General features: G+C 58.4%; 17 protein-coding genes and 1 pseudogene. 11 read left to right on the forward strand and 7 right to left on the reverse strand.

The annotated features are described in order from the left end of the window. Nucleotides 1-29 precede the first annotated feature (29 nt). From MUG98_RS04250 to MUG98_RS04260, 3 genes are all read right to left on the reverse strand, one after another. Nucleotides 30-848 (reverse strand): hypothetical protein, encoded by an 819-nt coding sequence (locus MUG98_RS04250; protein ID WP_265110914.1) that lies wholly within the window; start codon nt 846-848, stop codon nt 30-32. A 355-nt stretch (nt 849-1,203) separates the two neighbouring features. Next, the gene (locus MUG98_RS04255) at nt 1,204-2,592 is read right to left on the reverse strand and encodes a permease (RefSeq protein WP_265110915.1); all 1,389 of its coding nucleotides are present in this window, start codon (nt 2,590-2,592) and stop codon (nt 1,204-1,206) included. Nucleotides 2,593-2,600: 8 nt separating this feature from the next. Then, nucleotides 2,601-2,972: an SHOCT domain-containing protein gene (locus MUG98_RS04260; protein WP_265110916.1), complete on the reverse strand. Its 372-nt coding sequence runs from the start codon at nt 2,970-2,972 to the stop codon at nt 2,601-2,603. Nucleotides 2,973-3,351: 379 nt separating this feature from the next. On the opposite strand from MUG98_RS04260, the pseudogene MUG98_RS04265 reads away from it, so the two are divergent. From MUG98_RS04265 to MUG98_RS04275, 3 genes and pseudogenes are all read left to right on the forward strand, one after another. Further along, nucleotides 3,352-3,768 (forward strand): annotated as a pseudogene (locus MUG98_RS04265) (DUF302 domain-containing protein). A 6-nt stretch (nt 3,769-3,774) separates the two neighbouring features. Beyond that, nucleotides 3,775-4,128, forward strand: a complete 354-nt coding sequence (locus MUG98_RS04270; RefSeq protein ID WP_265110917.1) for an SHOCT domain-containing protein — start codon at nt 3,775-3,777, stop codon at nt 4,126-4,128. Then, complete coding sequence (locus tag MUG98_RS04275) at nt 4,128-4,835, forward strand: cupredoxin domain-containing protein (protein WP_265110918.1); 708 nt, start codon at nt 4,128-4,130, stop codon at nt 4,833-4,835. Before MUG98_RS04270 ends, MUG98_RS04275 begins: the two co-directional genes overlap by 1 nt. Before the next feature lie 215 nt (nt 4,836-5,050). Here the strand turns inward: MUG98_RS04275 and MUG98_RS04280 are convergent, their stop codons facing one another. Then, nucleotides 5,051-5,881: an IS5 family transposase gene (locus MUG98_RS04280; RefSeq protein ID WP_265112547.1), complete on the reverse strand. Its 831-nt coding sequence runs from the start codon at nt 5,879-5,881 to the stop codon at nt 5,051-5,053. A 191-nt stretch (nt 5,882-6,072) separates the two neighbouring features. Then, nucleotides 6,073-6,252 (reverse strand): hypothetical protein, encoded by a 180-nt coding sequence (locus MUG98_RS04285; protein ID WP_265110919.1) that lies wholly within the window; start codon nt 6,250-6,252, stop codon nt 6,073-6,075. 758 nt (nt 6,253-7,010) lie between these two features. On the opposite strand from MUG98_RS04285, the gene MUG98_RS04290 reads away from it, so the two are divergent. From MUG98_RS04290 to MUG98_RS04320, 7 genes are all read left to right on the forward strand, one after another. Beyond that, on the forward strand, nt 7,011-7,553 hold the full coding sequence (locus MUG98_RS04290) for a hypothetical protein (protein ID WP_265110920.1): 543 nt from the start codon (nt 7,011-7,013) through the stop codon (nt 7,551-7,553). After that, entirely contained in the window at nt 7,550-7,732 is a 183-nt protein-coding gene (locus MUG98_RS04295; protein ID WP_265110921.1) for a hypothetical protein, read from the forward strand. Before MUG98_RS04290 ends, MUG98_RS04295 begins: the two co-directional genes overlap by 4 nt. A 193-nt stretch (nt 7,733-7,925) precedes the next feature. Then, nucleotides 7,926-8,531 carry a hypothetical protein gene (locus MUG98_RS04300; protein WP_265110922.1) on the forward strand — a complete coding sequence of 202 codons (606 nt, stop codon included), beginning with the start codon at nt 7,926-7,928 and terminating at the stop codon, nt 8,529-8,531. Nucleotides 8,532-8,563: 32 nt separating this feature from the next. Continuing rightward, on the forward strand, nt 8,564-8,989 hold the full coding sequence (locus MUG98_RS04305) for a hypothetical protein (RefSeq protein WP_265110923.1): 426 nt from the start codon (nt 8,564-8,566) through the stop codon (nt 8,987-8,989). Nucleotides 8,990-9,130: 141 nt separating this feature from the next. Continuing rightward, complete coding sequence (locus tag MUG98_RS04310; RefSeq protein WP_265110924.1) at nt 9,131-9,958, forward strand: hypothetical protein; 828 nt, start codon at nt 9,131-9,133, stop codon at nt 9,956-9,958. A 677-nt stretch (nt 9,959-10,635) separates the two neighbouring features. Continuing rightward, entirely contained in the window at nt 10,636-12,147 is a 1,512-nt protein-coding gene (locus MUG98_RS04315; protein ID WP_265110925.1) for a glycoside hydrolase family 55 protein, read from the forward strand. Between the two features lie 453 nt (nt 12,148-12,600). After that, nucleotides 12,601-13,326, forward strand: coding sequence for a TMEM165/GDT1 family protein (locus tag MUG98_RS04320; protein WP_265110926.1), 726 nt, complete (start codon nt 12,601-12,603; stop codon nt 13,324-13,326). Nucleotides 13,327-13,507: 181 nt separating this feature from the next. On the opposite strand, the gene MUG98_RS04325 is transcribed toward MUG98_RS04320, so the two are convergent. Together MUG98_RS04325 and MUG98_RS04330 are read right to left on the reverse strand one after the other, a co-directional pair. Continuing rightward, a complete protein-coding gene (locus MUG98_RS04325) occupies nt 13,508-13,846 on the reverse strand; it encodes a hypothetical protein (RefSeq protein ID WP_265110927.1) in 339 nt (112 codons plus the stop codon). Between the two features lie 126 nt (nt 13,847-13,972). Continuing rightward, a complete protein-coding gene (locus MUG98_RS04330) occupies nt 13,973-15,379 on the reverse strand; it encodes a DolP-mannose mannosyltransferase (RefSeq protein ID WP_265110928.1) in 1,407 nt (468 codons plus the stop codon). 181 nt (nt 15,380-15,560) lie between these two features. On the opposite strand from MUG98_RS04330, the gene MUG98_RS04335 reads away from it, so the two are divergent. After that, a complete protein-coding gene (locus MUG98_RS04335; protein WP_265110929.1) occupies nt 15,561-16,067 on the forward strand; it encodes a GNAT family N-acetyltransferase in 507 nt (168 codons plus the stop codon). Nucleotides 16,068-16,320: the final 253 nt, after the last annotated feature.

Below are 16,320 nucleotides of genomic sequence, written 5' to 3' on the forward strand. Positions count from 1 at the left end.
AGTAAGCGTCACTGAGACGTGTCCAGCCGTTAGTCAGTACTTTCATCGTCGGTGTTATTCGCGGCAACGACCGTTCGCGCTGTCTCCACCCAATCGTGATCTGGAAATGCGACAGGACGAACGCTGTAGGTGTAGCGAAGTTCATCCTCAGCATCGTCCAGTGTGATGTCGAACGCGTAGATAATTCCATCTTCAACTCCGAGTTGAAGTGTTCCCGTGATCGCTCGTGGAACACGAGAGTCCTTTGACTCCAGGTCGGCGAGTTGGTACGTGATGGCGGTGACACCGTGGTGAGTCGTCCTGTCGGTCGCCTTCCACCTGTAATATCCGAGGATTTCGGTGTGCCGACCGATGTTAGTTGGGGCGAACTGTCCGTAGAGACGGTCATATCGATAGTACGCGTTGGTAGTGTTATCGTAGACGAACTCATCGTCTCTCTCGAGTTCCTCGCGTTGATGTTCGTGGGGAATCTGTGCAGCAGGTTGGACGTACGCGTACGTGTCGCCATTTCGATAGTCCTTCGCACCATCCCAGAGGTCAGAGATCACCTCTCCTGTGGAGGAGTTGATGTAGTACTCTCCTTCTACGCGCCGGTGTTCGGGTGGTTCAGTGTAGAGGATCGCGTATGAATTCCAGTGTGTCCGAGGAGTGTGCAAAACGGTGTTGTTGTCCGATTTGAGCGTCGAAAAGTCGACATGGTTCGGGCCTGCCCCGTCGGGATACTGGTGATCGAACTTCTCCTGACCATCTGTCGACAACCCTGCAGCACTGGATATCCTATCGGTACAACCCGCGAGACACGATAGCCCGACACCGCTGAGTGCAGAGAGAAGGGCACGACGTTCCATGATGAACGTCAACCGGTAGTAAATAAGTACTTTCTGTCCCACCGCCCGCGGAGGCGTGTTCCCCCCCACCCTCCAGCACGATTGCTATAACCACCACTCCCGATGATACGGGGCGTACTGGATACAGTCATGGGCCATTGACAGCTGCACGCTTTGTATCTCGCACGCTTCGCTCGACCTGTCCAGCAGTTAGCAGAATGGGCGTGCCAGATACAGAGGCTGGGTTCAGCACACGCTCTCCTCTTGGTTCATGGTTTAATTAGCGATAAAAACAACAACTACACTTGCGAACTTTCGGAATTCCTCGCCACTGAACACCTGTTACAGTCCCGAGATGGTTCGTGCCATTAATCTATCAGTGGTGGTCGTGAGCGCCTGAGACGTCTGGATCGATCATAGCGAACTCGTCGGGCGTTTCCTCGAACGCTCGCTTGCATGCCTTCGAACAGAAGTGGTAAGTATCGTCATCGTGAGTGACGCTTGGGCCATCCTCGTCGGTCCGCATCCCACAGACTGGATCCCGGTACTCCCCGGAGGCTCCCAGACCGCGTCGGTACACGTAGAGGAGGAATCCCGAGAGTGTGAACGCGATCAGATTGAGGTAGAACGTGTAGTTCAGTTCGAAATAGGTCTGCTCGCTCGCAGTCATGCCACCGGCGAGATCGGGAACGATCCCCAATACGTCGAACAGTTGTTCCATGAAAAAGCCCGTAAACGCCATCGTCACGAAGAACACGCCGAGGATGTACAGCATCACACTCCAGCCATAGTACTTCCGGTACACGTTGAGCACGGGGACCGTGATGAGGTCGGCGTAGACGAAGGCGATGACGCCCGCGAAGCTCACACCGCCACCCCAGAGTGCGACGGCGAACGGGACGTTGCCCATGCTACCGACGAAACTGATGATGGCGATGGCCACGCCCATGACCGCGTTCTCGGCGCTGACCAGCAAACCGTCGCCCTGGAGGAAGAGCGTGTTCCACACCCACTGTGGGACGAACACGATGACGAACCCTGAGATCAGGAAGCCCGCGATCACGTCCTTGTAGAGCATCGACCACTCCTTGCGATACTGGTTGCCGACCTTGTACCAGCCGCCCCACGACAGCAGTTCGTCCCGCCAGCCACCGCTACTGGCCGCCTCCTGCTGATAGGTTTCCATACACCCCTCCGAACAGAACTTCAATGTTTCTCCACCGTCCGTGACGAGTGAATACTCGTCTTTCCCTTCCATGCCGCAGGTCGGATCCTCGGTCACACCATGATCGTGATCTCGCTGATTCAATTCGCCGCGAACTTCCTCGAAGAGGGTCTCCGGAAGCGTCAGGTGGACGATGACCGCCATCACCGCGATGAGGATGAGGCCACCGAGTAATTCGGCAACGAGGAACTCCCAGCCCAACAGGATCAAGATCATCAAACCGAGTTCGACGATGAGGTTCGTCGAGGCGAACATGAACGCGAGGAAGTTCACGACGTGGGCACCTTTCTTGAATAGCCCCTTTCCGATGGCAACGGCCCCGAAGCTACAACCGCTGCTGGCAGCGCCGAACAGCGTGGCCTTCGTGACACCGGCCAGGTTGCCGTCACCGAGCACGGCGGCCATTCGCTCTTTTGAGACGTAGACCTGGACGAGACTGGTGATCACCAGCCCCATGATGATCGCCCACGCCGCCGTCCAGAGGAAGCCGACCCCAATCCGGAGGGCCTCGACCACCTCTGGTCCCAGTGACGCCAACATGATCGGTACTATGGTTCAGTTTCGAGTCGGTTCCGCCGTCGTTCGTATCCTTCGTCGCTCAGGTCGCCGCGTGCGTAGGCAGCCCGAAGCTCCTCAAGTGCAGGGTCAGACGATTCATCCTGCTTGGTCACCGCCCGATAGCCGAGGTAGACGGCCCCGACGATGACGGCGAGGAAGAGGAGTTGCATCCCCACGCCGATGATGAGCATCCACCCGGACACTCCATCCGCACCCCACATGCCGATATCCCACATCCCGCCCATCATCGGTCCAGCCCCCATTATACCGAACCCCATGGCGAACATGGGAAAGACGACGAGGGCAGCGACGATTGCGAGGACGACCCAGACAAGTTGCCGATCAGTTGTATTGGTGGTCATGATTTTTGTCCCTGAGTTGCGTCGAGACGCGATTCCTATCTAAATAGGGGTGCATCGTTCAATGCCGTTGCCCTTATGATACCAAAGCTAATGACCCCCCAATCCTTGGAATGCAATCTACTTTGCCATTGAGTAAGTGATTCCGATCCGAACATGGCTCTCATGCTCTCGTGCGAGATACGCGCTCTGTATCAGCAGCGACTGCTCATTCTGCGTGATCACTGTCAGAGACGGCGTGCTGACTACAGTGGAGAGATCCATCACCTCGTAACCTGAGAGAACACTCGTTCGAGAAGCCAGTCCATTTTCCGATAGACGCCAAAAAACAATCGCCAGACGATACCACACGGTTAAGACTCTCCAGGGGGTAGTGTACACTATCGGATATACCATACAACACTCGGTGTCGGGTGACTTCGACGAAGTCGTCGACACAACAATCGTTGCACTCGAAGACTAGGGATTTGGCGTCCTCTCTGACATTGATATTCAGGCCACGTTTGAAAAGAAGCTCGGCGATGAATTCCGACAGTATCGGATTCTCGGCGCGTGCAACCCTGCACTCGCACAGGAGGGACTGACTGAGGAGATCGAACTCGGCGCACTCCTCCCGTGTAACGTTATCGTCTACGAAACTGACGATGGAGACATCGTGGTAAGTGCCGTCGATCCGCAGCAACTCGTTGGGATCGCCGACAACGACGCGCTCACCGCTATCGCGACTGAGGTCAACGACCGATTCGAGCGTGTGCTCGCGACCGTTACCGACGACCACAAATCTGTGTCCGGGGCTTGATTCTCGATGTCATCGTCAAACCAACTCGACACGACGACCATCGTCCTCCTAATTCTCGGGGCAATCATCGTGCTTCCGGTACTCACGATGGGATTCGGCGGCATGATGGGATATAGCGGAATGATGGGCCAGTATGGGGGTGCTGGCGGGTGGTGGCCCCTAGTTGGGATGCTCGTTCCCTTCACCTTGCTCCTCGTTCTCCTCGGGGGTGGCTATCTCATCCTCCAGCGCGTGACCGACAGTCAGACGCCTCACGATCCTGCGATGGAGGAGCTACGCACGGCGTACGCTCGCGGAGAGCTCTCTGACGAGGAATTTAAGGAGCGGCGACGCCGGCTCCGGACACGAAAGGGGGAGTAGTGGTTCTCACGATACCCACTCGACGACGCGTATTCGCACTCATCGGCGGACCGATCGTAACCAGTCTGGCGGGATGTCTGAATAATAGTGATTCCCAGCCTGCTGGAGATACCGACGACGGGAACAACGAGTCCACTCCCGAGTCCAACGATAATCATGATCATGAGAACAGTCACGAGCTTGGCCATCCGGAGAAGCGTATCGAGGTAAGGATGGAATCGGACGACGATAGCAACCATTTCGTCCCACATGTCGTTCACATCGAGGAGGGAGGCACGGTTACGTGGGTCCTGGAGAGCGGCGCTCACGACACGGTCAGCTACCATCCGGACAACGCTGACCTTCTCCCGTCGACGTCCGAGCGACGGATGCCGGAAGAGACTCTCCCGTGGCGGAGTGAGTTGTATCGGACCAGAGGAGAGACGTTTGAGCGAACGTTCGAAGAGACGGGGGTATATGACTACACCTGTACCGTCGTCGAACATGGCCATGGCCCAGACCGTGGACACGGTCCCTATGGCCATCACCGAACACACGAGGCGACGGGCATGGTCGGCCGCGTGATCGTCGGCTGGCCAGAACTCGATCCCGACGCTCAGCCTGCACTCCAGTCACCCGCAGATGGACTCCCCGACGCCACAAAACGTGAACTTGAGGGGTTCAATGAACGAACCAGGGCGGCACTAGAGCACCCCGACGAACATTGAACGCGTCGATCTCAACCAATCCAGAGACGATCTCAGATATCACTCTCTTTGGTGGTTCTGGGCGATCCAGGCCTACGTGACTACGTGCGGCGTATCTGGTCCTGAAGTGCCACGGATGTGTCCCTGTTGATCGAGTCCTCAACCGCTTTGATCGAAGGTTTGTGTCTGCTGAATACGCGCTGTCAGCCTTGTTTAGACGGTCAAGATTATCCGAGTTAGGCTCTGAGCGATTGTTCGATGTTTCTGACGGCAGCCTTTAGGACGAGTTCTCGGAACTGCCCAAACCATGTTCTTGCCTTAAGTGTTGAGCCGAAACGCTTGCGCAACGCGAAAAATATCGTTTCTGCGATAGACCGTTGATGGTAGATTTCATCATCAATCCGAGCATTGTGTGCGGCATCGAGCGAGTAGAACTCACGATGCTTGATCACCGGTCTAATCCCTTCGTTTCGCAGCATCTGCCGGAGTTTATCCCAATCAAACCCTTTGTCAGCGACGACAGTGTCCACGTCGCTGAGGTTTCTTTTCAGAACTTGCCACGCAATCTGCGTGTCATGTGGTAGGTTCATCGAGCAGTGTATATCGAGAATCGCTCGCGTAGAGCAGTCTACGAGAATAGTGGTTTTGACCGACTCAAACGTCCCTTTGACGCGCTTTGCGTAGTTATGGCTCGACGAACGATGAGCGATACTGGTCGAGTCGATTGCTTGGATCTCTCCGGTATCAAATAGTTCGGCGGTCAGCTGCAACAGCATTCGCCAGACAGGCATCTTGAGATCTTGCTTTCGAGCGCAAACGGTGGTGAAGTCCGGCAGCTCATTCACTGAAAGACCGAGTTTAGCGACAATAACAGGCATTTCCCGAAGCACATCTAACAATTGTCGGTAGGAGTGATCGAGATATTCTCGAAGGCCGTGAATCGCCACGATCACCCAATCAGCATAGCCATCTTTTCCTTTGCTGAGGGGTTTGCTCGGATCGCTTCCGACAGCTTTTTGAGACAATTCGACGCACCGTTCGGTGAAGCGGGCTAGTTCGGAGTGCACATCCACCTGTGCTCGCTTCATTTCCTAGAAATCCCGACATAGAGGCAATATTACTAGCGTCTAAACATGGCCCGCGCTGTCTATTCAGCACAAGCTGAACCAGCTACCGAGTTGTTGTCAAGAACGGTGTGCTGAGTACAGAGGATATGTTTAGTACGATGACAATGTTTATTTCAAACCGTTTTGGTGACTCAGTCGTTTTGTCGTTGTGCGAACTGAGCAATTAAGGAAACATAAAGCACAATCACACTTACTACGAACCCACCAAATGCAATTTGAACAGATTCAACAAATATGCCGATAAATGATATATGAAGTCCGAAGACCATGATTTTCAGTCCCAATGTCCCGTTCAAGTTCGTGTCACTCATTTATTGATATGGCATATTAATTGTTTATAAATCTCTTTAGCAACCCAACATCATCCCGGTTAGTCTAAGACCCGTATTGAGCGATCACCACCTTCGCAAATTGAGTTAGTCTTCGTGCGGCATTCGTGCTTTATATCCAGCAAGATTACTGAATCATATCACCGTGTGAGAGTTTCAACAGAGCCAGACGTGCATACTTTTCGGCTCTCAGCTATTCATTTCAGTTCGGTAGACTAGATGAGAAGTCCAAAAACGGCGATCAGCGCTCCGATAAACGACGCTCCGACGCCAATGGACGAAAACATTCCTGTACTGTTGAGAGAAAGAAATCCACCGGAGATAAGGAGAAGCAATCCAAAATAATACATCTCGTTCATGAATTGAGACTGTCACGATATAAGCATTAATCTTGTGGTCGTCAGTTTATTACCTGTCCTGACCGATCATCGTCCTCCGCAGATTGACCTTCGGTTCATACCACATTCGCGCTCTGTATTCAGCACGACCCAGCGAACATCATCGGTACCTGATGGAAATTTCGGCGTTCAGTTTGCACATGTAGCGAACAGTTGGTTCTCACCAAAGTAGACACAGATTATAGTGGTACGACAGAGATAGTAGAATAATTCGCTTCTTTCTCGCAATTTAAGACGTACAATCGCCATTACTGACAGCAACGGCTTCGTCGCCCACGATCCCGGTCCGAGGCAGCGATGACGTCCGGGGTTGGCCGACAGCCAGCGGTCTCTCCTGTACTCATGTCCACCACAGCCCAATCCCTCGGCGAGGGTCAGTATCGCGACGAACCTGAGCGCGTCTTCCGGCGATACGTATTCGAGGATCCTGACTGCTGTTCGTCGTGCTTTCGTCGGATCAAGAGCGATTACATCCGGACCACGTGGGGCTTGACCGGCCACGACGTCGAACCCAAGGCGACGCGCGCCGAGCCGATCCGACGTCACGAAACCGAGGATGACGAAATTGGGCCCGAAGGAATCTGCATCGGCGTACGCCAGGTCGACAACACGGCGATCGCGAAATACCCGGACCGGACGGTCTGCGAGGACTGCGGGGCGATCGCCGGCCGGGCCGACCCGGATCCACTCTCACGAAGAGAGGCGCTCCGTCGAACAGAGAACCTGGCCGATCGACTCCACGAGCTCGGCGAGCCGGTGGACGTAGACACCCTCAAACACGCCGTCGGCCACCTGAAGTCCCTCGAGGAGTTCGCCAGCTACGACACGGAGGTCTTCGAGGCCGCAACGACGGTCTGCATTCGACGGGCTCGGAAGCGATCATGACAGTCCACTCGATCGACGAAGGCCAACCCGTCGAAGTCCGCTTTGCCGGTCGCGACGTCCAGGGCGTCGTCGACGAAGTCCGCTGGCGGCCGTCCTGGAACCAGCCGATCGAGGAAATCGTCGTCGACGCCGATGGCACACGGATCGCGACCGGTCGTGCGAACGTCCAGCTGCAGTGAGCGAATCCCCCATGTGGCCGCGGTCTGGCACCCACCGTGGCTGAAGGGGATATCATCGCTCCCGCTGGATCGCTTCGGGGCGGGTGACACACCGCGACTGACAGACTCCAACGGTTCGTCCCGACTTGCGCCGGGATTCGGCACAAGCCTCCCGGATGGGACCCGGCGCACCCATTTTCATGTACTGATCAAAATGTTCGAAAACGTACCCGATGACGTCGTCTACGTCGGCGGCGTCACGATCGTATCGCTCCTAGTGATCGGCCGACTCTACGCCGGTGAATACTACTTCAACGATCGAGCCCGGTTCTGGAACCCGCTTCGCCGGCACGTCATCCCGCTACTCCACCGGCTGTTTCAGCGCCAGGACGGCGAACTCTACGCCGAGACTCGAGTCCGTGAGTCCGAACTCGTCGACGTCGTCGACCGCCGGCCCGAAGCAGTCCTGGAGGACCTCGCGGCCGCCGGCTACGAACCGAACCCGCTGGCATCACTCGCGACCGACTGGACTGGTAAGACGGAAATCGCCAGTTGGGCACACTACGAAGGCCCGCGACCGTTCCATGGGGCTCCACACTTCCCGAAACCTCGACAGATCCATGTCCGACTCTTCCCTCGCGAGGAGGGGACGGCGATCACCGCTCACGAAGAGGCGAACCCGTGGCGGCTAGACCAGTGGCAGGACCACTACCGCGACGAGACGCTGGACGTCGAACACGGCGTCGCTGTGGCTGCGTTCGATCTCGGCCTTGACCACATCTTCGACGAACTTGCCTCCGCTATTCAGTGCAGGAGATAAAACTATCACCACGTATTTCATCGATAGCAAACATGAATTGGCTTCGCCGGTGGTATTCCCCGCTGCGATTTGCAATCGGTATAGGCCTCATCTTGTCTGCCACCACGCTCTTCGTCCATATCCATATTGCACGGTTTGAACATGGCTACGGGCTCGCTCCGGGGATACTGTGGCTGTTCTGGATAGTTGCTGGGTCGTTCTTCCTCGGGACTATTTCGGCGTTCGCCTCAGCAAGGTATCGCGTTGTCTTACCCGTTCTTATCGCCGTTGGGATTTACGGATGGACACTCATCGTCTCGTGGTCCGCCATGATTGATTCAGCACAGTCCCCCGGCGCAGGTCTCACGCCAACTCTGTTCGAACTCCTGCTTCCTTTTTGGTTTCTCCCGCTGATTGTCGGCCTCATCGTCGGCGGAATTGAATACGGCACTCGACACCTGCTCAGTTCGCACCGATAGCGTTCAGTTCGCACTGTAGCGAACGGCTGGTTCACGTCGAAATCCATCTACTGGGATTTCAACTGAGCTCTGAGGACCCCATCGCGATCGATCTGCCCCCGTTGAACACGCCATGACACAGAGGTCAGTAACGATCACACCATGACAGACGACAACCTCGAGATCTCGGAAGAGGCTCCCACCGACGAGGCCGGCCACCCGATCCATCCGGATCCCGACAAGGACTACCGAATCTGTGCCGCGCAGAAGTCAGATCAGACGACGCCGACTGATCATGGCCGTGAACGCGACGACGTCTCCTACTGCACACTCGCTGCCGGCTGGGGTGTCAACGGCAAATCCGAGGGTCCGTGCAAGCACCACGCCGGTGGGATCGAGAATCGCGGTGAGAACAACCCGAACTACAAGCACGGCGCTTACTCGGAATTCGTCGACTTCGTGCAGCAGTCGCTGACCACCGACGAGCAGGCGGCGATGGACGCACTCGATCTCGAGGCGAGTGGCGATGAGTTCGCGGCAGACGTCGTCAAAGAGGTCTACCTCAAGTACCTCCGGACCGGTTACGATCGGTTCCTTCGCGAGGCCCGACAGTGGGCCTCGGAGTTCGGCGTGATCGAGAAGCCGGCCGAGAAACTCGAAGCGATCGTCGACGCCGACGTCGACCAGACGACTGCCCACGAACTCGGTGAGGACGAGAAGGAGATCGCCGAGGACTTCTGGTTCAGTTCGGACTCGACGTGGCAGGTCGGGCCCGTCTCGTCGGAACGGGCAACGCCAGCGGACGTCCTCGAGATGGGGTGGATCGACTGTGAGGGCATCGGCTGGCTCTCGTTCGAGATGCTGACCCGGAGTGACGGGAAACCGACCGGACTGGCGTACGTTCCTGCGATGACGATCCGACGCCGCACGGAGGCGGGGCCGGTCGAAGAGGTGAGGTGCGTGCTCCGAGCGGTGGATGACAGCGAGTAGGGGTCTCGAACCGGACTGTTGGTCCATTATTCAGTATCGTATTAGTGTGATATAAAAGAGGCAGCATGACGAAGGGTAAACGAGAGCAGCCACTGGCCGTCAGTGCACACACGGTTGCACGGTCGCCGTGCGGTCGGCGTGTAAACCGTTTCAATCGGTACTATAATTCGAATACCAGAATGGCCGGCCGTGTACCCGCACCGTTACTATATGAGATTGCCTCGACCGTACGGACGTTCGCGACCGCCTCAAACGACATCGGTATAGCGGTTCTCTACGCGTACTCGTGTTCGTGACCGCACGTTGAGCCCCTGCCGGGGGCGGTTCGGTCAGTAAGGTAGCAAGCACGGCAGGAAGGAATACCATCCGCGCTCTGTCGAGTCGGCTGACACCAGGAAAGCACCAGTATGATAATTACCCACGTGATAGGCCAAGAGGTTCCGAGAAATCCTACCGAAAGGACCGGTTCATAGCACTTTATAAATGAAATTTCACTACGGTACTCTGAATCGTTCGGCGCTCGAGCGGCGAAGTGTTCTCATTGCGGTGTCGAGTGGTAGCATTACACTTGTAGGGTGTACGGAGGGCGAATCGTCGGAATCTCCCGAAGCGGAGGAAGTAGCCGCCAAATCCGGATACGGGACAGCGTACGGACGCGGATACGGAACTGAGTAACCATGTCTGATCAAACGCCACGACTCGAACTGGGTACGTACGAACAGGGTGACGAATGGGACCACACCGACACGGTCGAAGCGGTCGACGAGCACGCGATCGTGCGCGGTCCGATCGCCGAGCGTCCATCCGAGGGCGAATACGACGACGAACTGTACCACGCGACCGACCAGGCGATCACCTGGCGCTGGGACGCCTCGAGCGAAGACTGGAACTATTTCAGCGGTCGAGGATGTTCCGATCAACCGGTGCCGGGAACGAGTCACTTCGAGGCAGCAAACATCGTCCATGCGCGTACCGAGGAGTCCCCCGTGTGGAACGTCGAGGCGCACGGGATCGAGGGAGACGGGACGACCGAAGTCGGCCACGCCGTCCACGATCTCCTGGAGACGGTCGACGAGGCCGGCGGTGGGATCGTGTACTTCCCGCCAGGGCGGTATCTGCTCGAGCGGACGCCGCTGGTGGGTGACGATACGATCCTCGTGGGTGCAGGCCGCTCGACCGTCTTCGAAGGGCCGCGACCCGCTGGTGACGAAGGACAGGCGCTCCTCTCCAACAGGGGCTACGATGCGACCGGATACAACGGTGCATCGAACTGGGGGGTCTGCAACGTCAGAATAGATGCGCCGGACGCGACCGGTATCATGCCCGCCCACGCAGAAAACGTCCGGTTGGAGAACATATACGGCGATCGCGTTTACTATCACCATCTCGATATCGTGTCGTCCAAAAACGTCGTCGTGGACGGGTACTGGGCAACTCGTGGCGGAGAGAGCGACTCGGACGCTCCAGTGCAGTTCGACAGTCAGAACTCGGGGACAGCCTGGAATGGCGTGTGGGATGGGGGTCGTGATGCTCTCGCGGAGGACGACGGTACTCCGTCCAGAAATTGCACCCTCAAAAACTTCGAGATCGATCCGGAGAACGGACCCGAGTACGGCGTCCATCTCCACCGGGGCAGAAACGCGTCGATCACGATCAAAGACGGATATATCACCGGATGTCAGTATACGGCTATCAGGTGCGATCCTGACGAGGTCGTCGAGGATCTGACTATCGACAGCGTCTCGTGTCTCGAAAACGCGAGAGGGATCACGGTAGGCCACCTCGAGAGCGGTCGCCGGGAGCTGACGATCAGCGACGTTACGATCCGAACCGACGAGGGGGGTCTGGCAGCCGGATCCGGCCTGTACGCGGCTGGATTCGACGGCGCTGAAATCTCGAACGTCAGCGTCGACGGGGCGTTTACAAACGCGATTATCTTCGACGACATGACCGATCTGAAGATGAGTAATGTAACGGCGGCGGGCGCGAAAGATCAGGGGTTCCGATTCCGCGAAAACGTCGATGTAACGCTCACGACTGCTCGCGCAGCGGATTGTGGCAGTGCAGGCATCTACTCGGGGCCAGGCAGTAGTGTTGCCTACGGCGGTGTCACGTTCGACGATGTCGGGAGTCGGGTAACAGTCGACGGTGAGATCCGAGAGTGGGTCACGTCGTCGGCGTCGTCGTGATTCCGAGGTGAACCGCCGTTCCTCGGCCTATCTACGCTGATTTGTTCGGTGCCGTCTACCTGCCTGCCGTCTCGGTGGCGCCGAGTACCACACCCATCGGACTCGAGGGATGGCTGGTGGTGTTCGGGATGAGCCTGATTCCGCTCGGTGTCGGACAGGTGGAGCGCGAGTTCCGGCGGCGGTTCGGGACGCTCACACTCGGGACGACGCTCGAAACATGCGTTTCGACTAACGATACCCGGCTTTCGATCGTTCTGTCTCGGGGAAACCGCTGACACGACTCGGATAGGACCGACGCAGATCCCCTGACCAACTGGCTGTCTCTACCGCTTTCAGGCGCCGATCTTTCACCTCCTCCGTTCGGACCATGAAGGATATAAGTTAGACGCGGCTAAATCAACGTGTGACCGATATCGTCGATGACCGAATTCTCTCCCTCGACGCGATCACAGTATGACCGGCTGGATTGAGATTCTTATCCTCTCGTTCGTCCTCCAGCTTTCAGTGCTACCCGGCGAGAAGGTACAGATCATCATTGCGGGTCTTGCAACCCGATATAACCCCTGGATCGTGGTCGCTGCCGCGGGAAGTGCCTTCGCCGGGTGGACGGCTCTAGAGATCCTCTTCGGTGCGGCGCTCAAGGGCGCGCTCGCTCCCGTCTACCTCGACACAATCACGGCAGCGTTGTTCCTGCTCTTTACAGTTCTTCTCATCAGATCGGCGCCCGAGACGGACGAGTTGGCTGCCACGACCGACGGTGGAACGGCGGAAACCAGGGAAACCGACGGTGGCGTGGCGGAAGACAGAGCGATCGATATCTCGTTCCTCGGGTACGATATCCCTTCATACCTTCGAGGATTCGTTCCTATCTTCGCTCTGATGGCTGCAGGAGAGTTCGGTGATAAAACCCAACTCGTCACCATCGGTCTCGCGGCGCAGTATGGGGCACACCCCGCAATCTGGGCAGGTGAGATGCTCGCGATACTCCCGGTGAGTACCGCGAACGCCCTCTTCTTCCACCGGTTTTCCCACCGGTTCGACGCGAGGCGGGCCCACTTCGCGGGCGCAGCCCTTTTCCTCTTCTTTGGACTTGACACGGGACTCCAGATTGTATCGGGGTTCTCGATCTGGGAAGAAATCGTCGAGACTATCGCGTCGATGGTCCTGGCGCTTGTCTGATTTCGGTACCGTATAGTCGAGCCGGATCTGCTAATTTCGGCCAGTTAAGAGACGAGCGTGATTCAGGCAGGTGCTACATACAAAACCGACACGACTGGCATAGAACGAGACTCGACCGCTCGATCACGAATCGCCTTACAGACACCCCGTAGCGGTCTTCCCAGCGAGGAGAGATTTCTCGTCAGACGTCTTTCTGTCCAACCTCAGGCGACCAGGGCTGGTACGAGCGCGACACGCGCATCCAGATGAGACAACCGATGATCGAACCGAGTGAGGTCATTATTAGCAGCGAGCAGAAGTACCACGGCTGGGACTGAACCACGAAGAGCCCTCGCGTGGGAGCAGGCACGATACCGAGTGCCAGCAGGTAGAATGAAGTGAGGAGGGCGAGCGACGATCGGCGGTGCCCGTGCCAGTAGAGGAGGCCGACGAGAACGCCCGAGAGGAAGCCGAGTTGGCCGGAATGGAGTTCAGTAACGGTGCTGAAAACTGATGCCAGGATAGTCTCGACAGTAGCCATGTGCACTAGTCCCCTGTCCGGAATCGGCATACGGATTGACCTGCAATTGTGCACAGAATACATCGACCAGTCACACGGCAACGTCCACGACGATGCGAGTGCGACCCGATCGAGATAACCGGAGCGTCAGGTGCGATCGATCCGACTCGGCGACCCGTCACACTGCTGTCTGTCCAGTCGATCGTCGGTCATCGCGACCCATCGTACTTCGTTCCAGCTCAACCGGTAGTGGCAGGTTTCGGGTTGCAGTTGCTCCCAGTAGATGGCCTGCATCGACGGGACGTCCGCGTCACCCGGCGTCGTCGGAAGCGGCTCCCCCTCCGGCTCGGCTTCCTGCTCCATCGACTCGAGTGTCAACTTCAGGGACGGCGAGCCGGCGTTCCAGACGAGCCCCGAAAGGACGAGTAGCCCGGCGACGGCGAGGACGACGACCGCCCACCGGCACGGGTTCGATCGGATCGAGTCGTGATCGCGGCGGTCCGTCGGACCCGATCGGCGCGCGATCACCCGTTCGACGGCGACGGCGACGCCGATCGCGACGAAGGCGAGCCAGAGGAGCGCGTCCGTCGCGCCGTCCAGGTCGACGAACAGCACCTGAAGGGCGAGTATCAGGCCGCCCGTCGGCACCCACCACAGCCCCCGGAAGTCGCGGACGGCGGCGTGGGCCCAGCCGTAGAGAGCTACCGGAAGCAGTACCGACCCGTAGCCGAACACCAGCAAGAGCGAGTAGACGCGCTCGGCCAGGGTGTACGGCGAGCCAGCGATCAGCGGCGCGACCACCGTCTGTACGACCATGGGGACGAGCGCGCCCGCGGCCGCGAATACCAGGACGACGATCCCGGTCACGACGCCGGCGCCGGCGATCGCCCGGAGCGCGTTCTTCCCACCGGCTCGCTGGTACGCCATCCCGACGACCAGCGGCGCGAAGACCACCCCCGACTGCCACGACCCGGCGCTCAGCGCCGCGGCGGCCCCGGCGAGAAACGGCCGATCGCGGAGGGCCAGCGCGAGCGCCAGTGTGCCGAAAAACAACGCGTAGAACTGCGCCCGGACTCCTAGCAACGGGAGAACGAAGAGTTCCGGGACGACGAGCATCGTGAGGCCGGCGGCGACCGCCGCCGCGTTCTCGCCGGTCACGAGGTACGCCACCCAGCCGACCAGCAGGACGCTCGCGCCGGCGACGAGCACCGTAAGCGTCACGCTGAGCCCGTGCAGAACGAGCATGTTTCCGCCGGAGAGGGCGGCGAGAGCGGCCGTGATTCCGAACGGGACCGGCGGGTTTACGTCCCAGACGTCGAGGTACGGAACGCCGCCTTCGAGGACGTACCAGCCCGTGTGCTGGAAGAACGCCGGGTCGGTCGCGATCGTCGGCCACTCGGTGAGGAGATACGCGGCGAATCCGCCGATGAACAGGACGGCGACGATCGAACCGAGGATGGCGAGCCAACTGGCGCAACGCTCGGTACGGGGGCGGATGGGCGTGATACGGAAGCGCATCCCTGTGAGCGTACTGACGTCGGAGAACCACCTCATACTGGTGGTCAATTCGCCAACGGATCCCTGCCAGAGGTCGACGCTCGGGTGCAGACGGGTCGCTCTTCCGTCGAATCGACCGTGACTGGGGGTTGCTGTAACGCGATCGGGACGTCCACCATCGCTCCCAGCGATCGGGAATCCGGACCACGCTTAGGATGGTTCCGCCCCGAGTGTTCGTATGGCCACTTCGTCCGACCGCCAGTCGCTGTTCCCGCGGCCACCGACGACGGTTACCGACCGCGAGGGACGAACCATCACGGTCAGCGAGTACGCCGGCGAGCCTGCGCCACTGGTGGAGATGTACACACACTTCGACGACGACTCGCGATCGCAGGGGTTGCCGCCCCGGGACGAACCCCGAACCCGCGAGTGGATCGGTGGACTCCTCGACGACGGGCTGAACGCCGTGGCGCGACACGGGGACGACATGGTCGGTCACGCCGTGCTCGTGCCGTACGACGATACGGCCGAACTGGCGATTTTCGTTCGCCCGACGTATCAGTCGGCAGGGATCGGAACGCATCTCATCCGCGGCTTGCTCAGATACGGCCAGGAGAACGGACTGACTCACGTCTGGCTGACCGTCTCTCGAACGAATCGCATCGCGATGAACCTCTATCGATCGGCCGGATTCGAGACGACGGCACGCAACCGCGGCGAACACGAGATGGAACGGGACCTGTAACCGCTGCGTGCAGCGGTCGCGAGGCGCAGTCGCTCGACTGACTCGATTCTAGTGATACCTCGCGCGGCGTCGACGTTCGTGAGCCGGAGATCGGCCGCCCGAGACCATAGCCGTACGCCCGTTTCGCGATCGACGGAGTCGGGTGAGCGTATCACGATCGAGCGAAACGGGTGTCCGTATGTTGACCCGTCCGAACCGGCGGATACGCTCAAGTACGTGGTCGTAGTAGAACCGCGGGGATGCTATGGTAGCT

It is taken from the genome of Halosolutus halophilus (genome assembly GCF_022869805.1).
Lineage (GTDB): Archaea > Halobacteriota > Halobacteria > Halobacteriales > Natrialbaceae > Halosolutus > Halosolutus halophilus.

What these genes read in the sequence shown, in the direction of transcription:
- MUG98_RS04250 (WP_265110914.1), bottom strand. Translation starts at nt 848, where the DNA reads ATGGAACGTCGTGCCCTTCTCTCTGCACTCAGCGGTGTCGGGCTATCG.
- MUG98_RS04255 (WP_265110915.1), bottom strand. Translation starts at nt 2,592, where the DNA reads ATGTTGGCGTCACTGGGACCAGAGGTGGTCGAGGCCCTCCGGATTGGG.
- MUG98_RS04260 (WP_265110916.1), bottom strand. Translation starts at nt 2,972, where the DNA reads ATGACCACCAATACAACTGATCGGCAACTTGTCTGGGTCGTCCTCGCA.
- MUG98_RS04270 (WP_265110917.1), top strand. Translation starts at nt 3,775, where the DNA reads ATGTCATCGTCAAACCAACTCGACACGACGACCATCGTCCTCCTAATT.
- MUG98_RS04285 (WP_265110919.1), bottom strand. Translation starts at nt 6,252, where the DNA reads ATGAGTGACACGAACTTGAACGGGACATTGGGACTGAAAATCATGGTC.
- MUG98_RS04290 (WP_265110920.1), top strand. Translation starts at nt 7,011, where the DNA reads ATGTCCACCACAGCCCAATCCCTCGGCGAGGGTCAGTATCGCGACGAA.
- MUG98_RS04295 (WP_265110921.1), top strand. Translation starts at nt 7,550, where the DNA reads ATGACAGTCCACTCGATCGACGAAGGCCAACCCGTCGAAGTCCGCTTT.
- MUG98_RS04300 (WP_265110922.1), top strand. Translation starts at nt 7,926, where the DNA reads ATGTTCGAAAACGTACCCGATGACGTCGTCTACGTCGGCGGCGTCACG.
- MUG98_RS04305 (WP_265110923.1), top strand. Translation starts at nt 8,564, where the DNA reads ATGAATTGGCTTCGCCGGTGGTATTCCCCGCTGCGATTTGCAATCGGT.
- MUG98_RS04310 (WP_265110924.1), top strand. Translation starts at nt 9,131, where the DNA reads ATGACAGACGACAACCTCGAGATCTCGGAAGAGGCTCCCACCGACGAG.
- MUG98_RS04315 (WP_265110925.1), top strand. Translation starts at nt 10,636, where the DNA reads ATGTCTGATCAAACGCCACGACTCGAACTGGGTACGTACGAACAGGGT.
- MUG98_RS04320 (WP_265110926.1), top strand. Translation starts at nt 12,601, where the DNA reads ATGACCGGCTGGATTGAGATTCTTATCCTCTCGTTCGTCCTCCAGCTT.
- MUG98_RS04325 (WP_265110927.1), bottom strand. Translation starts at nt 13,846, where the DNA reads ATGGCTACTGTCGAGACTATCCTGGCATCAGTTTTCAGCACCGTTACT.
- MUG98_RS04330 (WP_265110928.1), bottom strand. Translation starts at nt 15,379, where the DNA reads ATGAGGTGGTTCTCCGACGTCAGTACGCTCACAGGGATGCGCTTCCGT.
- MUG98_RS04335 (WP_265110929.1), top strand. Translation starts at nt 15,561, where the DNA reads ATGGCCACTTCGTCCGACCGCCAGTCGCTGTTCCCGCGGCCACCGACG.